This is a genomic window from Paenibacillus sp. MMO-177 (genome assembly GCF_037147795.1).
Taxonomy (GTDB): Bacteria; Bacillota; Bacilli; order Paenibacillales; family Paenibacillaceae; genus Pristimantibacillus.
Genome location: NZ_JBBCUR010000004.1, coordinates 367,895 through 394,887, shown reverse-complemented (window position 1 = coordinate 394,887; position 26,993 = coordinate 367,895). Strand labels below are relative to the sequence as shown.

Below are 26,993 nucleotides of genomic sequence, written 5' to 3'. Positions count from 1 at the left end.
GAAGAAGGATGCCCAAATCCAAACGGCTCATGGAGCTGATGATGACGGTCAACCGCAAGCGGCGGTTCAAGGTGCAGGAGCTGGCCGATGAATTTGGCGTTTCGAAGCGGACGATTCTAAGGGATCTTCAAGAGCTCAGCGAGTTGGGCGTGCCTTTATATTCGGAGGTTGGACCGCATGGAGGTTATCAGGTATTAAGGGAGCGGGTGCTGCCTCCCATTGCCTTTACGGAAGAGGAAGCCGTGGCGATGTTTTTCGCCGTGCACGCGCTGCGGCATTACTCTTCGCTGCCGTTTGAGACGGAATCGGTCTCGGCGCTGAACAAATTTTACCTTCATATGCCCGGCGACGTGCGGGATCGGATCGATGGCATGAAGCACCGGGTTGATTTCATCACGCCAACCAGGCGTGGAGATGCTCCTTGCTTGTCCGTGCTGCTGGATGCGGCGGTGCATCAGAAGGTGCTCGATATCGAATATGAGACAAAGGACAGCGAGGCAGGCAGCCGCAAAATCCAGCCGGTATGCATTTACGCCCATAACGGCCTGTGGTATTGCACGGCGTATTGCTTCCTGCGAGAAGGCTTCAGAGTCTTCCGCTGCGACCGGATCCGCGCCGCTTCGGAGGATACTGCCGGCACGGTAAAGCGCGACCTTGGCGAAATCCGCCAAAGCCGCAAGGAGGCCGTTATGCCCGAGGATCCGGTCCGTCTGCGAGTGGAGCTAAGCCGGGCCGGAGTCCAGCGATGCGAAGCGGAGCTATGGCTCGCTCCGATGCTGCAGGTCCGGGAAGACGGGAGCGGCAGCATTGATGCGGATGTATCCCGCGGCGACATGTCCTTTTATACCGAATTTCTGATTGGGCTTGGGTATGAAGCGATGCTTCAAGGACCGGAGGAGCTGAGGGAAGCGGTGAAGGACAGGCTGACGGGGTTATTGGAGCGCTATCGGTGAGAGTGCAATTTACTTTTTAGCGCCTGTTTGCATAAAGGTTTTTCCCATTATTTGTCAAATTAAGGGGCGGAATGACCATATTCGCAGGTATAGGGAGCTGACCGAATGAGCAATACGATTAGTATGGAAGAGCTGATAGACTGGGGGCATTTTGTTAAGGCAGCTTACGAGATGTACGCGCAGAATCATCTGTCGCCGGTAAAGCCTGCGGACTTCCCGGCGGGCTGGGAGCTGGTGGCCAATCTGACGATGACGCCGCATCTCGAGAAGATGCAGGAAAGGGAATTCGGAGGCTTTATTGCAAGATCCGTGGACAACCCGCTACAGCAGGCGGTGGCGATTCGCGGAACGGAAAGTCCGCTGGACTGGCTGTCGGACTTCGAATTCGTATTGGAGACGTTCCATGAGGTGCCAAACGGAGGCAAGACGGAACAAGGATTTACGAATCTATACCGAAGCATGATGGTGGAGTACGCGGACGCGAGTGTTCCTTCCGAAACGCTGATGGCGTCCATCGACGCGCTGCCGCAAGGCACAAAGCTTCTTGTAACCGGACATAGCCTTGGCAGCTCGCTAGCTACGCTGCATGCCTTTCTCGCCGGAAGTAAAAACGTGGATGTCGAGCTCGTAACCTTTGCCTCGCCGAGGGTTGGCGACAAAAGTTTTGTTGAAGCTTTCCAACGAATGAATATCCCAAATACCCGCGTCTTTAACCAGCCGGATATCGTGCCGCAGGTGCCGGTGGAGATCGCCGGTTACCGTCACCTTGAGCCGGGTCTCGAGATCAACTCGGCGTTATACCCGATTAAGCATTCCATTCCTTGCTATCATGCGCTCAGCACCTACCTGTATGTAATGGGGGATATGGAAGCGAATATTTCGAAATGTAAAACCACTCCGTAAGGAGCGGGACAAGATGGACACCTTACTTTAAGAGGTGTCCCTTTTTTGTTTATAATGAAGTGAACAATGGGAGCGGAGGAGTAATGGCATCATGAAGGAATTTGAGATTCAGCAGTGGATTCAGGACTTCTATAAGCAGCGCGGTTGGTCCAATTACGGTCCCTTTGAGCGGATTGCTTTTCTGACCGAGGAAGTTGGAGAGACGGCTAGGGCTGTGCGGGCTATCGAAATCGGAAGAGACCGGCCGGATGAGGATCCTCAATCCGCCGAGAAGCTGAGGCAGGATTTTATTGAGGAGTTAGGCGATATTCTAGGCAATGTGTTTATTCTGGCAAGCATGTACGATGTGACGATCGGAGAGGTGCTGGAGGCACATAAGGACAAGCTGAGCAAGCGCTACAGTAAAGAATAGCAGGGGGATTAAGATGAATAAAATTTGCGTATTTGCCGGCTCCAATGCCGGGGTAAGTCCGGAATACGGACAAGCGGCAACCCAACTTGGACAGCTGATGGCAGCTCAAGGAATCGAATTGGTATATGGCGGCTCCCGAATTGGCCTGATGGGGCTTGTGGCCGATGCGGTGCTGGCTAATGGCGGCCGGGTTACCGGAGTCATGCCGCGTGGCTTATTCATTGGCGAGATGGCGCATAAAGGTCTGACGGAGTTTATTGAAGTAGGAAACATGCATGAGCGGAAAGCTCTGATGTCGGAGCTGTCGGACGGCTATATTGCGCTGCCCGGCGGACTTGGAACCTTCGAGGAATTGTTCGAGGTGGCAAGCTGGGCGCAGCTTGGCATTCACAAGAAGCCGGTTGGCATTCTGAACGTGAAGGGCTTCTACCAGCCGATTGCCGATATGCTGACCCAGACGGTTGCGGCGGGCTTTATGCGGGATACGAATCTGGGGCTTATGCTCTTTGAAGAGAATCCGAACGTTCTGCTGGACCGAATGGCCGCATACACGGCTCCGGAGCAGGCGAATAAATGGGCTGAGCTTCCGAAATAAACGGTATTTGCGGTTTGTAGACAGGCCTCGGCAGCAGCGATGTGCCGGTACCCGGAGGGGGCCCCTATTCCTATCAAGTAGAGCTACGTTGGATTTCGTCCAGCATAATGAGGCGTTTGCGGCCGGGAGCTTGAGCTACATTGGATTTTCTGAAGTATAATCAGTCGAATTTGGGCGATGGGGGCTCATTCTGGTTACTTTTACTGGAGTGAATCCAACGTAGCCATCGGGATTGTCTTATTAGCCTGATTTTAGTGTAGTTGATCCAACGTAAGGTGATGCATTCAAGCGGATAAGACGGTCGGAAGACAGTCTGCATATTCCGGAGATTTTGTCGCAGCGCAAGGCGTACAACTAGAAAAGAGGCTGTCCTAAGTCAACTTTGATGGAGACTTTGGGACAGCCTTATTATTTTTCACTGTACGTTGGATTACCTACAGCAAAATCAGGATATGAGGAAGGGAGTACGGAGCTAGGTTGGATTCATTCCGGTAAAAAGGTCCGGAATAAGCCGCGATCAGTAAACGAACTTCCTTTGGACCAGATAGCTGAACGCGAACAAGAAGACCTCCGTCATCAGCTTGGCAATAAACAGCGGAATGCCTATGCTCTCGTGGAACAGATACAGGAGAGCGTAATTGGCTATTAAGATGATGACTACAAGAGAGAAGTACCGGGGAAGCGACTTCTGAACCGATATGCCTTGTCCATCGTTAAACACATAACGGCGGTTCATCGTAAAGTTGAAGATCGAGCTGATTACCCTTGCACCGATGACTGATGCGAGCAGGCTTCCCGTCATCCATTGCAGGAGGAACAGCAGCACGAAATCGACAACCGCAGAGAAGCCCGACGAGGTGACGAACTTCAGGAACGGGAAATAGATTGTGGCCGAATCCGCAAGAGGGCGGAAGTGGGAGGACTTGTTGTTCTCCAGATAGACCGTCTCGATGGGCACCTCTACAAAATCATAACCCGCCTTGGGGGCTTCCAGCAGCATGTTCATCTCGTATTCGAACCGTTCGCCGGGCACTTTGCACAGCCAGTCGAGCATTTCGGAGGAGTAGCCGCGAAGGCCGGTCTGCGTATCTTGAATCGGCTTCCCTGTCACCAGCGCGTAGACCATCCGCGTCGCCGAATTGCCAAATCGGCTGCGGAGAGGCACTTTGCCGGTAAATTGCCGGCTTCCGAGTACGATATGATTGCGGTTTTTGCGTACGGCATCGGTAATTTTAAGGATATCCTCCGGCAGATGCTGTCCGTCGCTGTCGGCACAGACAACCCCGTCCGTACCGCCATGCAGCCGGACATAATCAAAGCCGGTCTTCAGCGCGCAGCCCTTGCCCTGGTTAACGGAATGCCGGATAACCGTGCAGCCTGCCTCTGCGGCCGAATCAAAGATCGGCTTGTATTGTTCGCCGCTGCCGTCGTCCACAATCAGAATGGAGGCGCCTTCGGCTTCCGATTTCAGGTTATGAATAAGCGTGAGCAGTCTTTCGTCGGGCTCGTAAGAGGGGATCAGTATAGTCATTGGTTTAGCCTCCGTTTCTTAAGATTGCGGAATATAGATAATGTCGCTTACGCCGCGTTCATTGCCCTTGCCCAGCGGATTGTTCACGACGCGTCCCTTGAAATACATCGTGGACGAGCCGCCGCCGTCGAGGTTGTAGGCTTCCGTCGCTCCAAGCTCCTTGAACAGGTTTGCGAATTCCGTCAGTGTCATGCCGCGGCTGTAGCCGGTGCTTCGGCCGTCAACAACAACAAATACATAATGGTTTGGCGCAATCATTCCGATGCCGGTCCGCGGGTTCGAGTTCTGGATCGAGCGGTTGCCGAAGTTTTTATCGATCTCCACATGGCTGAAATCCCCGGCAATTTCACCGTCTGTAACGAGGGCCGGGCCAAAGGAGAAGGCGTTTGTTACCCCTTGCGCGAGCAGGTCTTTGGTTGAGACTTCCTCCTCGTCGTAAGATTTCATTGTGCCGTCGTTAAAAAAGGCGAGACCAACACGTGCCGGTTCGTCCCGGTAAACGGTGCCGTTGCGGATGACAACCCCGTCGCTGCGGAAGCCGTAGTAATCGCCGTTAATGGCAAACACCGCATTGTTGTTGGCAGCAATGGTTGAGGTGTTCTGGGTGATGTTGGTGCCAAAAGAATTCTTGGCGAAAGCGGTAAGCAGGTTCATTTTGCCGTTAAACGTGACGTCGGCGACATAGTAAGTAATCATGTCCGAGCCGGAGCCGGTCTCCACCTTCTTGATGCTGATCGTCTCGTTGTCATCCTTGTAATTCCAGTCGTCGTTACCGGCATTCGTATCTGTCGTGGAGGCCGAGGTGCCGCCGCTTGAGCTGGAGCTTGGAGTCGAGTTAGAGCTAGTTTCAGAGCTAGGGCTAGAGCTAGAGCCAGAGCTGGTGCCAGTGCCAGTGCTGGTCCCCTGCGTGATGGATGTATTAGGCGTTACCTTCACCTCGACATGCTCGATTAAGTACCGGTCGGCAAGCTTGTACAGAATGGCTGCTACGACGAGTAGAATAACCGCTATAGTGGTCAGAATTTTGGATTTGCGCGTGCGGAAAATAGTAACCAACTCCTTAGTAGGCATCGTGCCTGAACGTTATGGAGTTATCTTAGAGCGGGAACCTTTAGTCAAACTTAAATAAGGAGGAGGGGGATATGAGGGAGGATTGGATCGTCGGCTGGTGGGGAGCTGGGGTATCGCCTTCGGTCGCTGTTGCCGGCAGGAAATTTCGGTTGGAATCCGTTTGTTGCGGATACTTCCCGCCGGCAAGGCGAGCGCTCCGCTCCTCAGGAGATACCCCAGCTCCAATACTCCACCTGCTTCCTCCCTCCCTCATATCCGGGAGGGGGAAGGGTGGCTGCAGGGTTCTTGCGAACCCTGGAACGCCGCAAATAAACGGGCTGACGGCATCTAACGAAACGTCGTATCGCTATTTGATCAACAACGGGCGTTTTGCGAATTTAACGAAACGTCATATCGCTATTTGGCTGATTAGAGGCCCAAAAAGGGCTTAAAGCAGGGAATAACGATACGTAGTTTCGTTAGAAATTTTGGCTAGCCTATTTTGGGCAAATAAGGATACGTAGTTTCGTTAGAGGCGCCGATCAGCTCACGAAAGGTGCCGAGTGCGGCAGGAGTACGACGAGAATGAGGGTAGGAACGAGAAGTAGAGGTTAGTTTGAAAATAAGCTGCAAAAGTGCAGGTTATTGAGGGGAAAGTAGCTCGGGTTGGTCATTCTGATGCAAAAGTACAGGTGAATAGCCTCGTATAAGCTGAATTGGCGGGGACGCAGAGGATTTGCCTGTACTTTCGCAGTACGTGGATCGTTTGGATGAACTAGTAGGGAGTTGTCATGTACTTTTGCATTTCAGAGTGATTGGCAAGGGGCTGCGAGAGTATATTGGCGGCGTGACTATTATGCTTGGTACGGGATTTCGCTCCACGGGTAGAGTCGATGGTCCACACACAACAAAAAAGCAACCATGCAGGAGAAACCCTGCACGGCTGCCCTAATCTAGTGACGTTCAGCCGGGAGCTGAACGGTGAACGAGGTGGTCTCGCCCGGCACGCTTCTGGCGTGGATTTTGCCTTTGTGCTGCTCCACGATCGCTTTGGCGATGGCGAGGCCAAGGCCGTAGCCGCCGTGTTTGCGGGAGCGGGAGGCATCGGCGCGGTAGAAGCGGTCGAAGATTTTGCCCAGATGCTCGGGCGGGATGCCATCTCCGGAGTTGGTGACGTTAAGCACCACTTCGCCGCCGTGCTTTTTCAGCGTAAGGTCAATCGTGCCCCTCGTATTCGTATACTTGATGGCGTTATCCAGCAGAATCAGCGCTACCTGCTTCATTTGCTCCACGTTGCCGTTGATGGACAGCTCCGGCGATATGTCGTAGCTAAGCGCAATGTCCTTCTCGAAGATGACCGCTTCAAGCGTCAGAATAACGCTTTCCACCGCCTCGCTTAAGTTGAACGGCGCAAAAATCACATTTTCCCGCGCATCATCCATTTGGGTCAGGTACAGCAAATCGCTTGTGAGCGTCCGCATGCGCTCCGTCTCCGACTTGATATGATGCAGCCACTTCTCTTGATTGCGGATCAAGTCATCGTTGTTGGACAGCAGCACGTCCGCATTCGTATTAATAACGGCAAGCGGCGTCCGCAGCTCATGGGAAGCGTCGGCGATGAACCTCTTCTGCTTGTCGAAGGCTTCCTTGACGGGCGCAATCGAACGATTGGCGAAGTAACGGCTCGTGAAATAGATGACGATGAGCATAATGAAGCCTACGGCAAGGAACGTATACAGGAGCGTCATCAGGAACTGGTGCTGATTCGTGACATCCAGGAAGACAACCGAATAACCGTCCATAAGCTGCTGCACATTATAAGCCCAGCGGTTGCCGTCGAGATTAAACTCGCCGCGCTCGGAATTGCCCGAGGAGGCGGCTTTGATGGCAAGCGTATAGAAATCGCTGTCCATATCGAAGCGGGAATCCGTCTTCGTAATGTTCCACCCGGCATCCGTCGTAAGCGCAAAAGATACCGAACGCTCCGGCGGCGGACCGGCTTTCATTTTGCCATCGGGAACCATCATGTCCCCGCGTCCATGGCCGCCACCGTTGTACTTGCCGCCTTCGGGACCTTCCTGCTTGCGGTAGAACTCCGATATTTGAATGAGATCCTCGTTCATGGTCTTGCGGTTGTTCTGATAGGTAATCGTATAGATCGAGGAAAAGGCCAGAATCATAATAAAGCTGATGATCACCATGTTGACGATCAGGAACCGGTTGCGCAGCCGATTAAACATCAGGAGGTCGCCTCCAGTACGTAACCAACGCCCCGAATGGTGTTAATTTTTACGCCGGATTGCAGGAACACAAGCTTTTTCCTTAAGAAAGAGATATAGACCTCCACGTTGTTATGCTCCACGTCCGAATCAAATCCCCATAGCTTCTCGATAATCTGCTCTTTGGAAGTAACCGCCGTTTTCCTTACAATAAGAAGCTCCATCAATTCGCTTTCCTTCAGAATCAGCTTAAGCTCCTTCCCTTTGCACATCAGCTTCAGGTTGGAGGTGCTCAGCTCGATATCGCCGTACTTCAGACCGTCCTCCGGAACAACCTCGCCTCTTCTTCGCAGTGCAGCCCTGATCCGGGCCAGCAGCTCGCCGGTCGAGAAGGGCTTGGCTACGTAATCATCCGCTCCGTAGTCCAGCCCGGTAATCTTATCGTTTATTTCTCCCTTGGCGGTAAGCATGATAACCGGAGCGGCAATGCCTTCCTCCCGAAGCTTCTTCAGCACCGTAATCCCGTCCATCTCCGGAAGCATGATATCCAGGAGCAGCAGATCATAGATGCCGCATAAGGCATTATCCAATCCCGACTGACCGTCATGCACGACGTCCACGGAGTAATTATTCTTTTTCAAAATTTGAGATAAGGCATCGGCCAGGTTGACCTCGTCTTCTACAATTAGTATCCGCATGAAGCATTCCTCTTTTCGTTAGCGCTGTCTTGTGAACTTATTATAAGTAGGCAACCTTTAATCAATCTTAACTTTGCTTAAGCGCCAACTCCAGCGGAATTTACATTTACAAACATTTAAGATTCATTAAAGGTTGCCCTTCTAAGATACAGACATGAACAGGCGGCAAGCCAAACGGAAAGGAGCCTGAACCTATGGCTATTGAGGTGTTTAACCGTTATGAAAGCAAATATTTAATGGACAGCCAGTCCTTTCAAGAGATTTATAACCGGCTGCTTGATTATATGGAGCTCGACGAATACAACAAGAACGATCAATTCTACTCCATAAGCAATCTGTATTTCGATACCGACCAGCACTCGATTATCCGCGGCAGTCTGGCGAAGCCGAAATACAGGGAAAAGCTCAGGCTGAGGGCTTACGGGGTTCCGAAGCCGGACGCCAAGGTGTACTTAGAGCTTAAGAAGAAAGTGTTCGGCCTGGTGAACAAGCGTAGAACGGGATTAACGCTAGGCGAGGCGTATGAGTTCGTCCGCACGGGAGTTGAGCCTGAGCTGAAGCCTTATATGAACAAGCAGGTTATTCAGGAGATCAAATATTTTCTCGGGCGGTATGAGCTGCAGCCCAAGGTGTATCTGGCTTACGACCGGATTGCGATGTTTTGCAAAAACAACCGGGATCTGCGGATCACCTTCGATACGAATATCCGCTCAAGACGTTATGATCTGTTGCTGGAAGCCGGTGACCACGGGGAATTGCTGATGGCCAAGGACCAATGGCTGATGGAAGTAAAAGCCGAGAAGACCGTGCCGGTCTGGCTCGCCCAGCTGTTGTCCGAGCTTGGCATGTTCCGGACGGGCTTTTCGAAATACGGCAACGAATACCGCATGAACATCCGACAAGAAGAACGAATAAAGGAGCGCCTTTTATTATGATCGATTCCCTTTTCTCCACAACAGCATCCGTGACCGAGCTAACCTTCGGCGAAGCCATATTGACGCTGTTACTATCCTTTGCGCTTGGCGCAATGATCAGCTTTACCTATATGAGAACACAGTCGGTTTACACCCAGAACTTTGCCCTAACGATGATCGTCCTGCCCACCATTGTGGCGATTATTATCCTGCTGATCGGCAGCAATATCGCCCGCGCGTTCAGCTTGGCCGGCGCCTTCTCCATTATCCGGTTCCGAAGCGCGCCCGGCGATCCGAAGGACATCGCTTTTGTCCTGTTCACGATGGCTTCCGGTCTAGCCTGCGGCGTTGGGGCTTACGGCTACGCGGTGCTGTTCACGATTGTGCTGTGTCTCCTGATGTTCCTGCTGAAAGCGGTGAAGTTCGGCTCAAAGTCTTCCGCGCAGAAGCTGCTTAAGGTAACGATCCCGGAAAATCTGAGCTACGAAGAAGCTTTTGCCGAAGTCTTCAACATCTATAACGTGCAATACGAGCTGAAAAAAGTAAGAACAACCGAGCTTGGCAGCTTGTACGAGCTTGTTTATGCCGTCACGCTGGAGCCTTCCCTGAATCAGAAGGAGCTGCTGGACGCGATCCGCTGCCGGAACGGCAATCTCGATATCTCCTTAACGATGGCTCCTACGGGAGCAGAAGCTTAAACCAATCCATTACCTAGAGAGGAAGAAAAACGATGAACAATAAAAAGCGATTAAGCAAGTTAGCTTTTATTTTAATATGCGCGGCGGCCTTGTCGGCATGCAGCAACAATGCGAATACGGGAACGAATACGGCGGGCAGCACGGGGGCGGCCAATACAAGCGGAACGGCGGCAGCCGTCCAGACGGCAAGCTATCAGCTTGATGACACCGTTGAATATGACGAGGATGATGCATATGCCGACTGGAGCACATCGGATGTGACGAACATTATCTTAAACGGAACGACGGCAACGGTTGACGGCTCCGGCGCGGAAGTGAAGGATGGCATCATTACGATTACGGCTGCCGGGACCTACATAGCCAGCGGCAAGCTGGATGAAGGCCAGATTGTCGTGAATGCAGCGGATAAAGGCGTAGTCCGTCTGGTTCTGAACGGAGCAGAGATCCATTACAGCAAGAGCGCTCCGATTTATGTAGAGGAAGCGGGCAAGCTGATCCTGTCCCTGCCGGAAGGCACCAATAATGTCGTATCGGACGGAACGGACTATGTCTTCCCGGATTCGGAAACGGATGAGCCTAATGCGGCTATCTTCAGCAAGGACGATATGACGATTAACGGCACGGGCAAGCTGACCGTACAAGGCAACTACAACAACGGGATTGCAAGCAAGGATAAGCTGAAAATCACCGGAGGAACGTTTGATATTCAGGCGGCGGACGATGCCGTAATGGGACGCGACCTCGTGGCGGTGAAGGATGGAAACTTCACGCTGGATGCCGTTGGCCACGGCATTAAGACCACCAATGATAATGAAGGCGAAGAAGGAATCATTGTCCTGCAGGGCGGCACGTATAACATCCAGTCCGGCAAGGATGGCTTGCACAGCACAGGCGGTTTGTCCATCTCTGGCGGGGATTTGACCATAGCAGCCGGCGATGACGGCATCCATGCCGATACAGCTTTACAGATTGCGGGCGGCAAGATCGATATTACAAAGAGCTATGAGGGCATCGAAGGTTCGAACATTACCATTGCGGGTGGAGACATCAAGCTGGCGGCTAGCGATGACGGCGTTAATGCGGCAACTGGCGCAGACAGCTCCGGTGGCGAAGGCGCGGCTCCTGGCGGCGGCGGTCAACAGGCAAGCGGTGCTTCGAAAGGTCTTCTCACCATCAGCGGCGGCAGCCTGTATGTTGACGCGAACGGCGATGGTCTTGACGCAAACGGTTCTATCATTATGACGGGCGGCACCGTTATGGTAAACGGTCCGACCGAGAACAACAACGGCGCACTGGATTATGACGACACCTTTAACATGACGGGCGGCACGCTTGTTGCAGCGGGCAGCTCCGGCATGGTGCAGGCGGCATCGGACAGCTCGACGCAAGCCGGCATTCTGATGATGTTCCCCGAGACCCAGCAAGCGGGTACGCTGGTTCACCTGGAAGACGAGTCCGGTAAAAAGATAGCTACTTATGCGCCGTCGAAGAATTATCAGGCGGTCTACATCAGTACGCCGAATCTGGCTAAAGACGCTTCCTACACCGTCTACTCGGGCGGAAAGTCAACGGGTACGGCAACGAATGGACTTTACGCGGACGGTGAATACAGCGGTGGAACAAAAGTGGTATCCTTCACGGCTTCCTCCCTCATCACGTGGGTCAATGAATCAGGTGTTACGGAGGCTCAAAGCGGATTTGGCGGCGGGATGGGCGGCGGACGCGGCGGTCATGGCGAATTTGGCGGCGGCGGCGGTCGTGGCATGGGCGGTCAAATGCCGCAGGACGGCGCCGCTGCACCGGATGGCACAGCGCCAGACGGCGCAGCCCCTCCGGATGCTCCCGCAGCTACAACAACAGCACAATAACGATTATAGGGGGCGTCCATCGGGCGCCTCTTTGTTTTTCTCCGAAATCTGCCGTGTTTCCATGTTTTTTAGCCGGTTACATGCTTCAGATCGGTGTATGGCGGGAAGGTGATAGACCTATATTTAACCGATTATAAGACGGGTTTGAAAGGGTGTTATTATGAAATAAAAATCAAGCTTTAATTTACTTGCGGGCATGTCTTGCGGAGCTGTTTTCGACGCAGAGTATCGGCATCATTCCGTGCCTGAAGCAGGAGGGAGAGGCCGATAGGCGTCCATGTCACCCATGTCGCTTGCCGTCGAAGCAGCGGGATTTTGCGATTTCGGCGGTGATTCAGTTCGATATTTAGGGTGAAATACGACAAAAATCGACGTTTTACACCTTTTGGTTTTTGTCCGTTTTACTGCAAATCGGCAGCGAATTGATGGCCGATCTGCTATGCAGCTGCAGGGGAGAGCGAACGGCATATTGATTTTGCCCGCTTAATTTGGGATAACTAGAAGAGGAGCTTTATTAGACAGACAGGGAGACATTAATCATGTTCAATTCTTATGAAATATCGGATTCGCAGTTCGGGGAGTCTTTGCCGCAGCAGATCTATAGGCATATCCTGAAAAAAATTATCGGCAAAGAGCTGAATGCCGGAGATAAAATCGTGGAAGAGGAAATCGCCAAGGAGCTGAATACGAGTCGTGCGCCCGTCCGGGAGGCGTTATATTTGCTGCAGGTTGAAGGGATTGTGGAGCGTCTTCCGCGGCGCGGGACGATCGTGAAGCCTTTTACCCAATCCGAGATTGAAGACTACAATACGCTGATGGCGGAGCTTCTTCGCGTGGCTGTTATGTACGGGCAGCAGCGATGGACGCCTGAATATAAGGAAATGCTGAAGCAATATGCCGCAGATACGGATGCTGCCTGCGAGCAGGGCAATGTGCGGGAATACGAGATGAAGGCCGAGCGGGTGCTGCGGCATGTTGTGTTAGTGGCGGACAATGTCGCATTGGCGAAGTTCTACGAGAAGGCGAGCCTGATTCTGAACATCTTTGTTGAAGTGAAATGGAGCGAGCAAAAAATCAAGGAATTTCACGCTCCGTTTCAGCGGTTTACTGCGTCCATTCTGGCATCGGAATATGAACAAGCGCAAGCAGCCATTTATGAATTCCTGTTGATAGGAATTAAATAAAAAAAGGGAATTGGAGTTAATGGAAGAGCTTTTTAGGTTAAATTGTCGACAATCGACAAAGTAATCTGTTAAGATAGGTTTGTAAGCAAATTGCTTACGCGACATGAATGAATACAGTTGGTTCATCACAAACTGCGTACTGCAATTCTTTTGTTCAAGCTTACGAAGCAAGAATAGCAATAAAAAGCGATTGCAATTCTTTTAAGGAGTGATTGGTCATGCAAAAGTTTGATTTTACGGATAAAGTGGCGATCGTGACGGGCGCAGGCGGAGGCATTGGCCGCGCAGCATCGCTTGCTCTTGCCGGGAACGGCGCAAAGGTTGTTGTGGTTGACCTGTCGGAGGAAGCCGGAAACGAGACGGTTAAGCAAGTCCAGGCAAACGGCGGAGAAGCCGTATTTATAAAAGCAGACGTAACCAAAGAAGAAGATATTCAGGGTTATGTGGCTCAAACAGTCGAGAAGTTCGGGAAAATCGATATTTTCCTCAACAACGCCGGCTGGGAAGGCAAAATTGTTCCTTTGGTCGAGTATCCAACCGAAGCATTTGACCGACTGATGGCGATTAACGTGCGTGGCGTATTCCTTGGACTCAAGCATGTGCTTCCGCAAATGATCGCTCAGAAGAGCGGCGCAATCGTTAATACCGCATCCGGAGCAGGGCTTTTGGCAACGCCAAACATGGTGGCCTACGGCGCAAGCAAGCATGCGGTGCTTGGCATGACAAAGACGGCCGGCGTTGAAGCGGCACCATACGGCGTCCGCGTTAACGCGGTATGCCCGGGCGTTGTTAATACGCAAATGATGCGCTCGATCGAAAGCGGCTTTGGCAAAGGCAATCAGGAAGCGGCTGAAGCAGCAAGACAGCAATTGGCGAATACAACGCCGGACGGCCGATATGCCGAAGCGGAAGAGATCGCCAACCTGATGATGTATCTCGTATCCGACCTCTCCACTCATATTGTTGGACAAGAATTCGTGATCGACGGCGGATCGATTTTGATCTAATTTGCGGCTTTACGTTTTTCTACAACTACTTCAGAGCAAAGGGGATATTTATCATGGCAGAACTAGACGGCAAAGTCATTATTATTACTGGCGGAGCAAGCGGCATAGGCAAGCAAACGGCTTTGCAGCTGTCTGCAAAAGGCGCATCGCTTGTTATTGCGGACTATAACCTGGATGGCGCGAATGCGGTTGTTGCAGAGCTTGAAGCGGCTGGCGGCAAAGCGGCTTCCTTCAAGGTAGACGTATCGAAAGGCGAAGAAGTGAAAGCACTCGTTGATTTCGCGGTAGAGAAATTCGGCACGTTGAACGGGATCTTCAACAACGCGGGCATTGGCCTTGTGAAGCCTTTCCTCGAGATGGATCCGGAATCGTATCACCGCGTTATTGATGTCGACCAGCATAGCGTCTACTACGGCATGTATTACGGCGCGAAAAAAATGGTCGAGCTAGGCGCCACAGGTACGATCGTGAACACTGCATCGATCTACGGTACGGCGGCGGCGCTGGGCAGCTTCAACTATAACGCAGCCAAAGCTGCTGTTGTTATGATGTCCAAATCCGGCGCGCTTGAGCTCGCCGACTATGGCATTCGTGTTGTAGGCGTTGCTCCCGGCTTTATCAACACGCCAATCCTTGGCGACGACGAAGCGATGAAATCGGCGCTTGGCGCTCAGCATATGCGCGGCCAGCTGATTCAGCCTGAGAAAGTGGCAAGCGTGGTAACATTCTTGTTCACCGACGGAGCAAGCGCGATTAACGGTCAAACCATTCCGGTCGATGATGGCTTCCTCAGCTTCAAAACGAAATAATGGCTTCCAGTGGCCGCTACCCTTCAAGGGTAGCGGCTATTTTATTTTCGCATGGATTCACCTGAACAGGGGATTTTAAAAGAGAATGGCCAAACAAAGGAGCTTGGACAATGAACTACACAAACATTACTGTTGCAGGCAGCGGCGTTCTCGGCAGCCAGATTGCTTTTCAGACCGCTTTTAAAGGGTTTAACGTAACGGTCTACGATATTAATGACGAAGCACTGGAGAAAGCCAAAGAGAGGATTGCCGAGCTGAGGCCGCATTACGAAGCGGATTTGAATGCCCCGGTATCCGAGCTTAACGCAGCTATTGAACGGATTGCTTACAATAGCGACCTGACGCAGGCTGTGGCGGACGCGGATCTGGTTATTGAGGCGATACCTGAAGTCGTTCAGATCAAGATCGATTTCTATACGAAGCTTGGACAAGCGGCACCGGCGAAAACCGTGTTTGCGACGAACTCCTCTACCTTGCTGCCAAGCCAGTTTGCGGATGCGACAGGCCGTCCGGGCCAGTTCCTTGCGCTGCATTTCGCCAATGAGATATGGAAGAACAACACCGCCGAGATTATGAGGCATCCCGGTACGGAAAACCGGGTTTTCGAGGAGGTTGTGGCGTTTGCCAAAGCCATTGGCATGGTGGCATTGCCCTTGCAGAAGGAGCAGCCAGGATACATCCTGAACTCTCTGCTTGTTCCGCTGCTTGAAGCGGCCCAACAGCTGCTCGTCCGCGAAATCGCCGATGTGGAGACGATTGATAAGACGTGGATGGTTGCGACCGGCGCGCCACTTGGACCATTCGCCATCCTTGACGTTGTTGGCATCAATACGGCCTATAACATTGGCCTTGCGAAAGCGAAAGCTACCCGCAACGCGGAGTTCGAGAAAATCGCCGGACTGCTGAAAAGCGAATACATCGATAAAGGAAAGCTAGGCCGGGCAACGGGCGAAGGCTTCTACAAATACCCGAATCCGAGCTTCGCAAAGCCGGACTTTAAGAGCTGATAAGCTGGAGAAGGAGATGTCTCATGACGATCATGGGCATCTCTTTTTCTATTCCCGCCTGCTACAGGTTGGGGAGATCAAGGTGCGGTTGCCGCGAGGAGTACGGCATGTCGCCGGACGCCTACCGTAAGAGAAGAGGAACCTTTCAATAATGTAAGGAAACGTAAGGTTAATCGATAGCAGCGTCATTCCCTCCTTTGTTACGATGGGATCAAATCAACAGGGAGGGCTTATTTATGAGCTTGCGACGGTTTGCTTTCAATAACGTAATCCGCAACCGGAGGATTTACGCGGGGTATTTTCTAAGCAGCGCGTTTTCGGTTATGGTGTTTTTCGTCTATTCAATATTTGCTTTTCATCCGGGGCTTGCCGATGGCAGCATTCATATTAACGTGACTACTGCCATGCATTTCGCGGAATCGGTTATCTATGTGTTCTCGTTCTTCTTCGTGCTCTACTCGATGGGATCATTCCTGAAGACGCGCAAGAAGGAGTTTGGCATCCTCATCATGCATGGGATGACCAGTATGCAGCTGCGCAGTCTTGTGTTTATGGAAAATATCGTGATCGGCTTTGGCGCGACGATCGCGGGTATTGCGCTCGGATTTGGCTTCGCCCAAATCATTCTTATGTCAGCCAAGCAGCTGCTCAGCCTTGACGCGGCGCTGCCGTTTTATTTTCCAACGAAGGCGATTGTGCTGACCGGGGCGGCTTTTATGGCGCTGTTCCTGCTTATCTCGTTGTTTACGGTGACGGTGCTTCGGAACAACTCGCTTATCGATTTGCTGAAGGGCTCTAACAAGCCAAAGCCGGAGCCAAAAGCATCCGCGCTGTTATCCTGGTTTGCGTTGCTCTTGATCGCGGGCGGTTATGCCGCAGCGCTGGTGGCCAAAGGCATGCTGGTCTTTTATGCGATGATTCCGGTAACGGTTGTCGTTATTATCGGTACGTACTTCCTGTTCACGCAGCTGAGCGTGTATGCCGTTCATAAAGGCCGCAAGAGCCGTTCGATATTCTGGCGGAAAACAAACATCGTCCTGTTATCGGACCTTGCCTTCCGAATGAAGGATAACGCAAGAACGTTCTTTATGGTGGCGATTCTGTCGACGGTCGCTTTCTCCGCGATTGGTTCGTTGTTTGGCTTTAAATCAATGTATACGGATGTTATCCGGAACGATAATCCGTTCGCCATGAAGTACACCTCGTATGACAAGCCTTCCGAGCAGGATGTCGCGATGATTGAACAGACGCTGAAGGATGCGGGACTGTCCTATCAATCCTATGCGCTCACCATTAAAAATGTGGAGACGAAGGACGGCAAGAGAATTTCCATCGTGCCACAATCCGCCTTTAATGCGCTCGTAACGGCAGTAAAGGGGACTAAGGCCGACGTGCAAGGCGATGAAACGGCTATTGTCCACTACAACGGCGCGATGATGGGGGCAGCTCAGCCGGAGCTGACGCCGGTTACGCTCAAGGAAGCGGGGCTTATTCTAAAGCCCGTGCAAACGATTGATACGCCGGCTATCCAAGCGGGAACCGATTATTACGTGGTGCCCGATGAACGGTTTGACCGGATGAAGCAGTCGGAGAGCGATATTTACCAGTATGCCTTTGACGTAACCGGCTCGCATGAAACGTTGAAAAAGGCGGGAGAAGAGATTGACGGCAAGCTTGGCAAAACCGATAACTGGTTTATGGGCGTGGATTACGCGCTGTACCAGCAGGATCAGATTTTTGGCATTGTTCTGTTCGTCGGATTTTTTATCGGCATCGTATTCTTCGTGGGAGCGGGCAGCTTCTTGTACTTCCGCCTGTATACCGACCTTGGCGAGGATAAACGGAAGTTCCAGGCGATCCATAAGATTGGGCTTACGGACCGCGAGCTGTCCGCCATTCTGACGAAGCAGCTGATCATTCTGTTCTTCGCCCCGATCGTAGTGGCCGTCATTCACGGAGCGGTTGCCCTTACGGCGATGCAAAATATGTTCGAGTACAATATGATGAAGCCGTCACTGACGGTGCTTGGATCATTCGTTGTTATTCAGCTTGTCTATTTCCTCTTTATCCGTAGCAAATATATTTCTAATGTAAAATCGGCTTGGGGGTTGCACCTTACGTAACGTCATGTTTTACAATAGAGCTACCGGTATGAAGCTAGCGTCCACGAAAGGACTGAGCATGAACAATCTTTGGAAAGTTGGAGACCTCGCCAGAATGACGGGGCTGACGGTCAGAACCTTGCGCTTCTACGACCAGATCGGATTATTCTCGCCGTCGGGACAGACCGATTCCGGTCACCGTCTGTACGACGAGTCCGATCTGTCCCGTCTTCATCAGATTCTGACACTGAAGGAGCTGGGCTTGTCGCTGGAGGAGATTAAGGAGACGTTATCCGCCAAGCAGATCAGTCCGCTGGAGATGGTGACGCTGCAGAAGCAGCGGATCAAAGAGCAGATAATTCGGCAGCAGAAGCTGCTGGAACAGCTGGAGCATGCCTCCAAGCTGCTCATCGGCAAGAAAGGCCTGACGGTGGATGATTTTACGGGTCTTCTGCAGGCGATGAAGATGGAGTTCGAGAAGCCCGTGCTTGAAAGGCGCGCCAGCTGGGAGCAGCATTTGGACAGGCTGGGCAGCCTGCTGGAGCAGGGAGAAGACGAGGCGTAATCGGAGGGACTACGCTTACGAAGCATGAATTGCTTCGCAATTCATTAAGCTTATGCTTACGAAGCATGAATTGCTTCGCAATTCATTTGAGGAGGATCATTCACGATGAGCGAAAGATTTGTTAAGCACGCAACCTTTGTTGTTGAACGTACTTACAAGACTGGCGCGGAGCGGGTATTCGAAGCTTTTGCCGATCCGGAAGTAAAGGGCAAGTGGTTCTCGAAGCCCGATCAATTCGAATTCCGGGTAGGTGGGCGCGAGTACAGCAGCGGCGGGCCGCCGGAGGGACCTGTCTTTACCTTTGACGCGGTCTATCAAGAAATTGTGCCGGCCGAGCGTATTGTCTACACGTACACGCTGGATATGAACGACACGCGGATGTCCGTCTCGACAACTACAATCGAATTGTTCCCCATGGACGGCGGAACCAAGCTGGTATTCACCGAGCAAGGCGCCTTCTTCGACGGTCATGATACGCCGGAGATACGCGAGCATGGCACGGGCGAAATGCTGGATGCGCTGGGCAAGCTGTTTGAATAGAACATGGAGGAAGAGTCTCTTTAGCAGAGGCTCTTTTTTTGTGTCTAATCGCCGATTGCATTGGGATAGCCGTTCACGGTATTTTAGTTATACAAGAGGAAGAGATGGCATGCAGGAGGCAGACATGACGAATATAACGATAGAGGTTGTAAAGGACGGCAACATTGAGCCTTGCCGGGAGCTGTGCAACGAGTTGATGGCCTTCCAGCAGTCCCGGGCTGTCATGGCTCCGGAGGTATTCGACCGGATGAACTTTGATACGCGGATGCGCAGAAGCTATGACGGTGCGCTTCGTACCCATGTCCTGATCGCAAGAGATGAAGGCGTGCCGGTTGGCTACGCATTCTCGACGGTAGAAGATCTGGAACCCGGGGATGACAAGCTTCCGGCTTGGGCTCCAAACCGGGACTTGGCTGACAGCATGGGCTTCTACCCGGATTGGGTAGAGCTTCCGAAGAAGATTGGCTTCCTCAGCAATTTGTATTTGCGTGACGGCTACCGGAGCATGGGACTTGGCAAGAAGCTGTTCGAGTCGTCGATAGAGTGGCTGGAAAGCTTTCCGGACGTGGATCTGCTGTTCATTTATGTATCGAATGGCAACGAGGAGGCTCTCCGTTACTATCTGAAGCACGGCTTCACTTACAGCCATGACGTATTTGGAGGCTTTATCAAGGCGGTTTATAAGAGGCTGGAAAAATAATAAAAGAAGCTATGCCCCTAACGAGGAATGCTGCCCGCAGCAGGTTTAGCAGGTCGAACGCGGGCCAATATAGAAATAAGGAAGAAATAAAATGCACGGGGAGGTTTGGCGGTGGCAACAACAATCGAAGCTAAAGCGGAAATGATGATCAGGCGTCCGGTGAGCGAAGTGTATGAGGCTTTTATCGATCCGGCTATTACGACGAAGTTCTGGTTTACGAGAGGCAGCGGAAAGCTCGAAGCGGGCAGTCAGGTAGAGTGGTTCTGGGAGATGTACGGAGCATCGGCACCGGTTCGCGTACTGGAGCTTGAGACGAACAAGCGTATTGTCATCGACTGGGGAACAAGAGCGGAGTGGACATTTACCGCTTTGTCCGAATCGGAAACCTTTGTGACCGTTACCGACTCCGGCTTTCAGGGAGAAACAGAGGAGATCGCGCAGCGCGCGATTGGCTCGACGGAAGGCTTCACGATTGTATTATGCGGAGCAAAGGCCTATCTGGAGCATGGCATTCAGCTTAATCTGGTCGACGACAAGGCACCCTACGCGCATGTAAAGGAATCGGAGGTTACCCATGAGCAAGACGATCGTGGAGAAGTTGAATTTACATAAGTATAAAAAAACTGCCGTTCTGCATCTGCCGGAGGGCAGCGAAGCGCTCGCCGGCTTGGAGCGATATGAAACAACGCTGCAGGCGGGCAGCCGTTATGACCTGATCTTTGCTTTTGTCCTGGAAATGCCATCTTTGCAGAAGCTGATGACTGAAATTATAGAGAATAACTACTTGGAGGACGGCGGTTATTTCTATGCGGCTTATCCGAAGAAGGGCAATAAAGCGTATCCGACCTACATCCACCGGGACAGTCTGTTTGAAGGGCTTGGTGCGAGCGAGGCGGACGGCTATGTCGGGGACAGCGAGGTTAAATTCGCCCGTATGGTAGGACTGGATGACGTCTTTACGGTTGTAGGCTTCAAGTCCGAGGCTCGCAAGAAAGGTTCCTCTGCCTCCTCTAAGAAGCCGAGCCAGAGCGTGGCCGACTACGAGGCGCTTGTGTCCCAGGTAGAAGAGGAACTTCAGGACCAGCCGGAGATTCTGGCGTTCTTCCGATCGCTTACCCCGGGGTACCGCAAGGATTGGGCCCGTTATGTGTTTAGTGCCGTACAAGAGGAGACCAGGGCCAAACGGAAAGCCGAGATGAAGTTTGTTCTGGGAGAAGGCTATAAGAGTATCGACCTGTACCGGAGAAGAGAGGGTTAAGGATGAAGACGGAGCTTGGGAAAGCGATGCTGGAGCGGGTGCGGGGGATTTGCTCCGCATTGCCGGAGGTAGACCAAATCGTTGACGGATTTGGGCATGACGTGATGAAGGTAAGAGGAAAAACCTTCATTATGATGGGGGAAGGGCATAATAGCGCCCTCCCGAGCCTGTCGATCAAAGCGACGAAGGAGCAGCAATACCTGCTGCTTGAGCAGGGCGGCTATGTTAAGACGCCGTATATCGGCCATCATGGCTGGGTTTCCGTTGATATGGAAGCGGGTCCGAACTGGGACGAGCTAGCCATACTTATTCAGGAGGCTTATTTGCTGGCGGCACCTAAGCGTCTGGTGAAGCAGGTACTGGAAAGCGTCGCAAGATAAACGCAAGAGGCATTTAAGCGTATGGGCTACCAGCCCATACGCTTTTTTAATGAGTTGATTTGGGCAAGATGATGCCGGCCATGCCATTCGAAGCGTTGTATGGCCGTATCCAGCGTCATAAGTCCGTTTGTCGGGCTTGTAAAGGTTCTTGCAAAGTCCCATGACTGCATCCCTTGCAGCAGCACGGCAAATCGGCTGCGCAGCGCTTCGATCAGAACAAGCGACGTCTCGATGGGAGCTTCATAGTCGTTAAGCTCAGCCCACATGTTCTGCCGGTACGTGGAAGCGGCCGGGTTCTCCTCGGTCATTGCTTTCTTGAATCGGATATAAGAGTTCATGTCATTATCCGCCAGATGATGAACGACCTGCCGGATCGTCCAGCCGCCGGGACGGTAAGGGGTCGCTAGCTGATCTTCGGACAGATTTCCCACCGCATTCCGAAGCCGCGACGGCATCCGCTCGATCTCCTTCATCCAATTGCTGCGCTGCTCGGCCGTAGGGCCGCATACTTCTTCGAAAGGCCCGATGGGATACCGCAAATGGTCCATGCTCATGTTTAAATAACCTCCGCTTTATTGCAATAATGTTTATTTTGCGCTCATTGACAGACTTTCAATAACCATTTATAGTTATTTAATGTGATATTGATAATCATTATCGTAGTAAATGCCATTCATAATAAAAGGAGCTAGACCATGAAAAAGTTTATTCCTGCAATTATGCTGCTAGTGCTTGTTGTTGTTCTTAGCGCATGCGGCAGCAACTCGGCAAACAACAAGAGCAACGCAAATAGCGGAGCTGCGGCTGCGACCGAAACACCTGCGTCAACGGAATCCGCAGCAGCGGAACAGCCGGCATCCGGAACCGTTACTTATCAATCCGAGAGCGGCCCGGTGGAAATCCCGGTAAATCCAAAGCGCATCGTAGCGCTGGCTTACGCGCCAAATATGATTTCCATGGGTGCCAGCCTTGTTGGCGTAGACCAATGGACCAATATGAGCCCGCTTTTCACCGAGAAGCTGAAAGGCGTGGAAGTCGTATCCGATGAAGACCTGGAGAAAATTATCGAGCTCGATCCGGATCTGATCGTGGTTGGCACGGAGAGCAAGAACGTTGCCAAGCTGAGCGAAATCGCTCCTACGGTTGCTTTTACTTGGGGCAAGTTTGATTATCTGAATCAACAGCTGGAGATCGGCAAGGTTCTTGGCAAAGAAAAAGAAGCGCAAACGTGGGTTGACGATTTCAAATCCCGTGCCGCCGCAGCCGGCGACGAGATTAAAGCGAAGATCGGCGAGAACGCAACCGTCTCCGTCATTGAGACCGACGCGAAGAGCTTCTACGTGTTTGGCGACCACTGGGCACGCGGCACAGAAGTATTGTACCAAGCAATGGGGCTGAAAATGCCCGAGAAAGTAGCGAAGGATGCTCAAGGACCTGGCTACTACACTTTGTCGCAAGAGCTGCTGTCCGATTACGCGGGCGATTATATCGTACTTAGCAGAAGCAGCGCGAACGACAATGCCTTTATGAATACGGACACTTGGAAGAACATTCCTGCGGTTAAAAACAATCATGTCATCGAAATCGATACGGAAGCATCATCCTACAGTGACCCTACTACCTTGGAAAACCTGCTTGCAATCTTCAAAGAAGGCTTCCTGAAATAAGCTCCAAACGGCAAGCGCCCTTCAGAATCATCTGGAGGGCGCTTTTGTTCAATTAATGACTCATGCTTACTTGCTTCTCGCCTTCCGTCGGCTGATCGCCTTCAGGCGGCTTGGTGCGCTTCACGAACAAACCGATTACGATGGCGGCAATGGCGACAATAAGGCCAATCCAGAAGGCGTCATGAATGCCTGCCACCATTCCGTGAGCTTGCTCAGCCGGCGAGCCCGGATCGGAGGAGGTCTTCAGATAATCTTTGGTGCCGTTACTCATAATACTGATGAACAGCGCCGTACCGATTGCGCCCGACACTTGCTGCAGAGTGTTCAGGATCGCCGTGCCATGCGGATAAAGGTGGCGCGGCAGCTGGTTCAGGCCGGAGGTTTGAGCCGGCATCATCACAAGGGAAATACCAATCATCATAATAATATGAATCATGATGATATGCCCGTTGCTTGCCGTGGCGTCAATGCCGGTAAACATCCACAGCGAGATCGCCACAAGGATAAGGCCGGGCGTTACCAGAACGCGAGGACCGAATTTATCGAACAATACGCCGGAGATCGGTGCCATAATGCCGTTCACAATACTGCCCGGAAGCATAATGAGGCCGGAAGTGAATGCCGTCATCAGAAGTGCTCCTTGCAGGAACATTGGCAGCAGCGTCATCGTCGAGAACAACGTCATCATAAGGACGAAGAGAAGAATCGTTACGATAGAGAACATCGGCGATTTGAAGGCGCGCAGGTCCAGAATCGGAGCCTCCAGCCTCAATTGGCGCAAGATAAAGATAATCAACGCAACAGCGCCAACGGCGATCGTCCAGATGACCACCGGATCCGACCAGCCTTTCTCGCCTGTCGAGCTGAAGCCGTATACCAGGCCGCCGAAGCCGATCGTGGAAAGCAGAATCGAAAGGATATCCACCTTAGGCTTCGTAATATCCGATACGTTCTTCAGGAACATAAAGGAGAAGATAATCGACAAAGCCGCAAGAGGAATAACGAGAATAAACAACCAGCGCCAGTTAAGCGAGTCCATAATAACGCCGGACAAGGTTGGGCCGATGGCTGGAGCCGCCATAATGACAAGCCCGATCAGGCCCATGGCGCCCCCGCGTTTTTCCGGCGGGAAGATAACCATAATGGTGTTCATTAATACGGGCAGCATCAAGCCGGTGCCGATGGCTTGAACAATCCGTCCTACAAGCAAGACGCCAAACTCGGGGGCAACGGCCGAAATAACCGTACCCGCAAAAAACAAGGTCATAGCGCCTATAAACATCTGTCGGGTCGTAAACCATTGTTGAAGCAACGCCGTTACCGGAACGAGTACGCCTACAACAAGCATATAGGCCGTTGTGAGCCATTGAATGGTTGAAGGGCCAACTTCAAAGGCTTTCATTAGCTCGGGAAGCGCGTTGCCTAGCAGCGTTTCATTGAGAATGGCGATAAAAGCGCCAATTATAATTGTAGCAATAATAGGCCCGCGCTTAATGTTCGTTAAGTCGGGGGCAGAGCTGGATCCACCAGCATGAGAAGCATTCATGAATAATTGCCTTCCTTTCCTTCGTTTTTCAACGAAAAGGTATGTATGTTATTTTGTTTAGGCTCGCTGGACGGTATGCGTCCTTCATTTCCCCTCCACGGATCTTTATTTGGCCCTTTTTCCACTTTATCACAGGGGGCTAGGCCGAGAAAAGAGCGTCAAGCGGGAACAAATGTGTATAAATTATTTATTTTGAAAAGAAGAAGGGCACCATGCGGGGTGCCCTTAATGCTTCTTTACATAAACGCTTTCGAAGGATCCGATTCGGTGTAAACCGCGATCATGACGATTGCGGTATCCTCCCCGATGTTCTTCACCGTATGCGGGGTGCAGGCATTCCAGCTGAAGGAATCGCCGGCGCTTAATTCGGCGGCATCCTCTCCTTGCTCGATATAGATCGTTCCCTGGATCACGACATGGACTTCTTCGCCCTCGTGGGCGTGATTTTCTCCGGTTGACGCGCCGGGCGGCAGCTCAACGATCATCATATGAACATTTTTGGTGGAGCTCAGGTGAGAGACGTTCAGCTTGTCCGGCCCGCTTGTCGTTACCCGGCGATCATCCTTGCGGACGATCTGCATCTTTTCCTTTTTATCCAGCAGCAAATAGGCCAGCGGAACCTTAAGCGCATTCGCAATGCTCTCGAGCGTTGCAATCGACGGGGAGGTCTTATTCGTTTCGACCTGGCTCATAAAGCCTTGAGACAAGCCGGTTTCTTCGCATATTTGGGCGATCGTGATGTTCTTCCGTTTGCGGATGGCCCGAATGGTGGAGCCGATATCCATGACGCAGCTCACTCCTCAAAAATATTAGTCATACATAACTAATATTTATATTAACAATTTTCCGGTTGACAGGCTAGACCTTGCGGCGTTATATTTCTTATATAAAATAAATATTCACATTACTAATATATTTCATTTCAAACGGAGGGTTGTTCCATGAACTCGGTTTATGAGTATGATGTCCATCTGCCGTCCAATTTGGAGCCGGGCAGAACGTATCCCACGATTTTTACGCTTCACGGGAAAGGCTCGAACGAGCGGAATATGTACGGGTTAGTTGAACCACTGGCAGAGGATTGCATCATTATCGGTATCCGGGGCAATCTTCGGCTCGGAGCAGGTTATCAATATTATGAGCTCAAAAGCCTCGGCAATCCGGTCCGTGACTTATTCGATCAAGCAGCCGTGCAGCTGGAAGCCTTTATTAAGGAAGCAACTGCACAATATCCGATAGATCCGCAGCGCCGTTATGTGCTTGGCTTCAGCCAAGGGGCGATTCTGGCGATGACGCTGGCGCTTACGATGGGGAACCAACTGAGAGGGATCGTAGCTTTGAATGGTTACGTGCCCGGTTTCGTGAAGGACGAATATGCGCTGCAGAGCGTGGAGCAGGTAGCCTTCTTTATTTCGCACGGCGAATACGATTCGGTATTTCCGGTCAGCATCGGATACGAGAACGAAGCTTATTTCCGGGAGCTTGCCCCCAAGCTTACGTTCAAAACGTATAAGTCCGATCATGGCGTTACGGAAGAGAATCAACAGGATTTCCTGCAATGGATCAAGGAAGACGCTAGAGCATAATACCTATATAAAAGGAGTGGACGATAATGCTTCCATCTTATTTCTTCGCGCATGGCGCGCCATCCATCGTATTGGAGGATAACAGCTATACGGATTTATTGAAGACCTTCGCGGCTAATCATCCAAAGCCGAAGGCCATTGTTCTATTCTCGGCCCATTGGGAGGAGAACGTGCAAGCCGTCAGCGCATCTAAGACGTACAGCACGATTTACGACTTTGGCGGATTCCAGGATGAGCTGTACCGGATGACTTACCCGGCGAAAGGGGACCGTTCTCTGGCGGAACGCATCGTATCCTTGTTTGAGACGCAAGGGATACAGGCGGTAACGGACGAAGAGCGCGGTCTGGATCATGGCGCATGGGCGGTGCTGAAGCCTTTGTATCCGGATGCGGATATCCCCGTTATTGCTTTATCGGTGAACCGGTACTTGACCAACGAGCAGCAGTACCAGATTGGCAAAGCGCTTGCCGAGCTTCGGGAGCAGGATGTTCTGATCATCGGAAGCGGGGGAACCGTTCATAATTTGCGTGCGTTGAACTGGCGTTCGGACGGCGTAGACGATTGGGCAGCCAGCTTCGATCAATGGCTGCAGGATCGTCTGGAGACTTGGGATATTGACGCGTTGTTCCAATACCGCACGTTAGCTCCGTATGCGGCTCAGGCAGTGCCGACAAGCGAGCATTTTATTCCGCTTCTGCTGGCCATGGGTACAGGGGACGGCACCCGCCAGGCGAAGCTGCTTCACCGCAGCTATCAATACGGCAACCTCAGTCTTAGCTGCTGGGAATTTGCGTAATAAA

Annotated in this window: 28 protein-coding genes; 21 read left to right on the top strand and 7 right to left on the bottom strand. The window is 51.9% G+C overall.

From position 1 onward, the window contains the following. Window positions 1-8 precede the first annotated feature (8 nt). The 4 genes from WFK81_RS17305 to WFK81_RS17290 all read left to right on the top strand — a co-directional run bounded on the left by WFK81_RS17305 (window position 9) and on the right by WFK81_RS17290 (window position 2,863). Window positions 9-953, top strand: coding sequence for a helix-turn-helix transcriptional regulator (locus WFK81_RS17305; RefSeq protein ID WP_336787643.1), 945 nt, complete (start codon window positions 9-11; stop codon window positions 951-953). A gap of 105 nt (window positions 954-1,058) precedes the next feature. Next, window positions 1,059-1,856 (top strand): lipase family protein, encoded by a 798-nt coding sequence (locus tag WFK81_RS17300; protein ID WP_336787642.1) that lies wholly within the window; start codon window positions 1,059-1,061, stop codon window positions 1,854-1,856. A gap of 91 nt (window positions 1,857-1,947) precedes the next feature. Then, window positions 1,948-2,268: a MazG-like family protein gene (locus WFK81_RS17295; RefSeq protein WP_336787641.1), complete on the top strand. Its 321-nt coding sequence runs from the start codon at window positions 1,948-1,950 to the stop codon at window positions 2,266-2,268. Between the two features lie 13 nt (window positions 2,269-2,281). Further along, window positions 2,282-2,863 carry a TIGR00730 family Rossman fold protein gene (locus tag WFK81_RS17290; RefSeq protein ID WP_336787640.1) on the top strand — a complete coding sequence of 194 codons (582 nt, stop codon included), beginning with the start codon at window positions 2,282-2,284 and terminating at the stop codon, window positions 2,861-2,863. A 517-nt stretch (window positions 2,864-3,380) separates the two neighbouring features. On the opposite strand, the gene WFK81_RS17285 is transcribed toward WFK81_RS17290, so the two are convergent. The 4 genes from WFK81_RS17285 to WFK81_RS17270 form a co-directional block, all read right to left on the bottom strand. Next, entirely contained in the window at window positions 3,381-4,394 is a 1,014-nt protein-coding gene (locus WFK81_RS17285; protein ID WP_336787639.1) for a bifunctional glycosyltransferase family 2/GtrA family protein, read from the bottom strand. An 18-nt stretch (window positions 4,395-4,412) separates the two neighbouring features. Next, the gene (locus tag WFK81_RS17280) at window positions 4,413-5,465 is read right to left on the bottom strand and encodes a phosphodiester glycosidase family protein (RefSeq protein ID WP_336787638.1); all 1,053 of its coding nucleotides are present in this window, start codon (window positions 5,463-5,465) and stop codon (window positions 4,413-4,415) included. A gap of 932 nt (window positions 5,466-6,397) precedes the next feature. Beyond that, window positions 6,398-7,684 (bottom strand): sensor histidine kinase, encoded by a 1,287-nt coding sequence (locus WFK81_RS17275; RefSeq protein WP_336787637.1) that lies wholly within the window; start codon window positions 7,682-7,684, stop codon window positions 6,398-6,400. Then, a complete protein-coding gene (locus WFK81_RS17270) occupies window positions 7,684-8,361 on the bottom strand; it encodes a response regulator transcription factor (RefSeq protein ID WP_336787636.1) in 678 nt (225 codons plus the stop codon). Before WFK81_RS17270 ends, WFK81_RS17275 begins: the two co-directional genes overlap by 1 nt. A 194-nt stretch (window positions 8,362-8,555) precedes the next feature. Between WFK81_RS17270 and WFK81_RS17265 the strand changes: the two genes are divergently transcribed. From WFK81_RS17265 to WFK81_RS17200, 14 genes are all read left to right on the top strand, one after another. Next, window positions 8,556-9,296 carry a polyphosphate polymerase domain-containing protein gene (locus WFK81_RS17265; RefSeq protein ID WP_336787635.1) on the top strand — a complete coding sequence of 247 codons (741 nt, stop codon included), beginning with the start codon at window positions 8,556-8,558 and terminating at the stop codon, window positions 9,294-9,296. After that, window positions 9,293-9,973: a DUF4956 domain-containing protein gene (locus tag WFK81_RS17260; RefSeq protein ID WP_336787634.1), complete on the top strand. Its 681-nt coding sequence runs from the start codon at window positions 9,293-9,295 to the stop codon at window positions 9,971-9,973. The genes WFK81_RS17265 and WFK81_RS17260 overlap by 4 nt, the downstream gene beginning before the upstream one ends. Window positions 9,974-10,005: 32 nt before the next feature. After that, window positions 10,006-11,841, top strand: a complete 1,836-nt coding sequence (locus WFK81_RS17255) for a carbohydrate-binding domain-containing protein (RefSeq protein WP_336787633.1) — start codon at window positions 10,006-10,008, stop codon at window positions 11,839-11,841. A gap of 539 nt (window positions 11,842-12,380) precedes the next feature. After that, the gene (locus WFK81_RS17250; RefSeq protein ID WP_336787632.1) at window positions 12,381-13,025 is read left to right on the top strand and encodes a GntR family transcriptional regulator; all 645 of its coding nucleotides are present in this window, start codon (window positions 12,381-12,383) and stop codon (window positions 13,023-13,025) included. Window positions 13,026-13,243: 218 nt separating this feature from the next. Further along, window positions 13,244-14,032 (top strand): SDR family NAD(P)-dependent oxidoreductase, encoded by a 789-nt coding sequence (locus tag WFK81_RS17245; protein WP_336787631.1) that lies wholly within the window; start codon window positions 13,244-13,246, stop codon window positions 14,030-14,032. Between the two features lie 53 nt (window positions 14,033-14,085). After that, window positions 14,086-14,841, top strand: coding sequence for an SDR family NAD(P)-dependent oxidoreductase (locus WFK81_RS17240; protein WP_336787630.1), 756 nt, complete (start codon window positions 14,086-14,088; stop codon window positions 14,839-14,841). A gap of 110 nt (window positions 14,842-14,951) precedes the next feature. Then, a complete protein-coding gene (locus WFK81_RS17235; RefSeq protein WP_336787629.1) occupies window positions 14,952-15,848 on the top strand; it encodes a 3-hydroxyacyl-CoA dehydrogenase in 897 nt (298 codons plus the stop codon). Between the two features lie 236 nt (window positions 15,849-16,084). Continuing rightward, window positions 16,085-17,971: an ABC transporter permease gene (locus WFK81_RS17230; RefSeq protein ID WP_336787628.1), complete on the top strand. Its 1,887-nt coding sequence runs from the start codon at window positions 16,085-16,087 to the stop codon at window positions 17,969-17,971. A 58-nt stretch (window positions 17,972-18,029) separates the two neighbouring features. Continuing rightward, window positions 18,030-18,515 carry a MerR family transcriptional regulator gene (locus WFK81_RS17225; protein ID WP_336787627.1) on the top strand — a complete coding sequence of 162 codons (486 nt, stop codon included), beginning with the start codon at window positions 18,030-18,032 and terminating at the stop codon, window positions 18,513-18,515. A 105-nt stretch (window positions 18,516-18,620) separates the two neighbouring features. Further along, the gene (locus WFK81_RS17220; protein ID WP_336787626.1) at window positions 18,621-19,055 is read left to right on the top strand and encodes an SRPBCC family protein; all 435 of its coding nucleotides are present in this window, start codon (window positions 18,621-18,623) and stop codon (window positions 19,053-19,055) included. 124 nt (window positions 19,056-19,179) lie between these two features. After that, window positions 19,180-19,755, top strand: a complete 576-nt coding sequence (locus tag WFK81_RS17215) for a GNAT family N-acetyltransferase (RefSeq protein ID WP_336787625.1) — start codon at window positions 19,180-19,182, stop codon at window positions 19,753-19,755. Between the two features lie 111 nt (window positions 19,756-19,866). Continuing rightward, complete coding sequence (locus tag WFK81_RS17210; protein WP_336787624.1) at window positions 19,867-20,367, top strand: SRPBCC family protein; 501 nt, start codon at window positions 19,867-19,869, stop codon at window positions 20,365-20,367. Continuing rightward, window positions 20,330-21,013 (top strand): YdeI/OmpD-associated family protein, encoded by a 684-nt coding sequence (locus tag WFK81_RS17205; RefSeq protein ID WP_336787623.1) that lies wholly within the window; start codon window positions 20,330-20,332, stop codon window positions 21,011-21,013. The genes WFK81_RS17210 and WFK81_RS17205 overlap by 38 nt, the downstream gene beginning before the upstream one ends. Window positions 21,014-21,015: 2 nt before the next feature. Then, a complete protein-coding gene (locus WFK81_RS17200; protein WP_336787622.1) occupies window positions 21,016-21,393 on the top strand; it encodes an MmcQ/YjbR family DNA-binding protein in 378 nt (125 codons plus the stop codon). 26 nt (window positions 21,394-21,419) lie between these two features. Here the strand turns inward: WFK81_RS17200 and WFK81_RS17195 are convergent, their stop codons facing one another. Beyond that, complete coding sequence (locus WFK81_RS17195; RefSeq protein ID WP_336787621.1) at window positions 21,420-21,947, bottom strand: YfiT family bacillithiol transferase; 528 nt, start codon at window positions 21,945-21,947, stop codon at window positions 21,420-21,422. Between the two features lie 141 nt (window positions 21,948-22,088). On the opposite strand from WFK81_RS17195, the gene WFK81_RS17190 reads away from it, so the two are divergent. Further along, the gene (locus tag WFK81_RS17190) at window positions 22,089-23,060 is read left to right on the top strand and encodes an iron-hydroxamate ABC transporter substrate-binding protein (protein WP_336787620.1); all 972 of its coding nucleotides are present in this window, start codon (window positions 22,089-22,091) and stop codon (window positions 23,058-23,060) included. Window positions 23,061-23,112: 52 nt separating this feature from the next. On the opposite strand, the gene WFK81_RS17185 is transcribed toward WFK81_RS17190, so the two are convergent. Further along, entirely contained in the window at window positions 23,113-24,606 is a 1,494-nt protein-coding gene (locus WFK81_RS17185) for a DHA2 family efflux MFS transporter permease subunit (RefSeq protein ID WP_336787619.1), read from the bottom strand. A gap of 236 nt (window positions 24,607-24,842) precedes the next feature. Continuing rightward, the gene (locus WFK81_RS17180) at window positions 24,843-25,391 is read right to left on the bottom strand and encodes a helix-turn-helix domain-containing protein (protein ID WP_336787618.1); all 549 of its coding nucleotides are present in this window, start codon (window positions 25,389-25,391) and stop codon (window positions 24,843-24,845) included. A 156-nt stretch (window positions 25,392-25,547) separates the two neighbouring features. Between WFK81_RS17180 and WFK81_RS17175 the strand changes: the two genes are divergently transcribed. Both WFK81_RS17175 and WFK81_RS17170 read left to right on the top strand, forming a co-directional pair. Then, window positions 25,548-26,192, top strand: coding sequence for an alpha/beta hydrolase (locus WFK81_RS17175; RefSeq protein WP_336787617.1), 645 nt, complete (start codon window positions 25,548-25,550; stop codon window positions 26,190-26,192). 26 nt (window positions 26,193-26,218) lie between these two features. Further along, complete coding sequence (locus WFK81_RS17170) at window positions 26,219-26,989, top strand: DODA-type extradiol aromatic ring-opening family dioxygenase (RefSeq protein ID WP_336787616.1); 771 nt, start codon at window positions 26,219-26,221, stop codon at window positions 26,987-26,989. Window positions 26,990-26,993 lie beyond the last annotated feature (4 nt).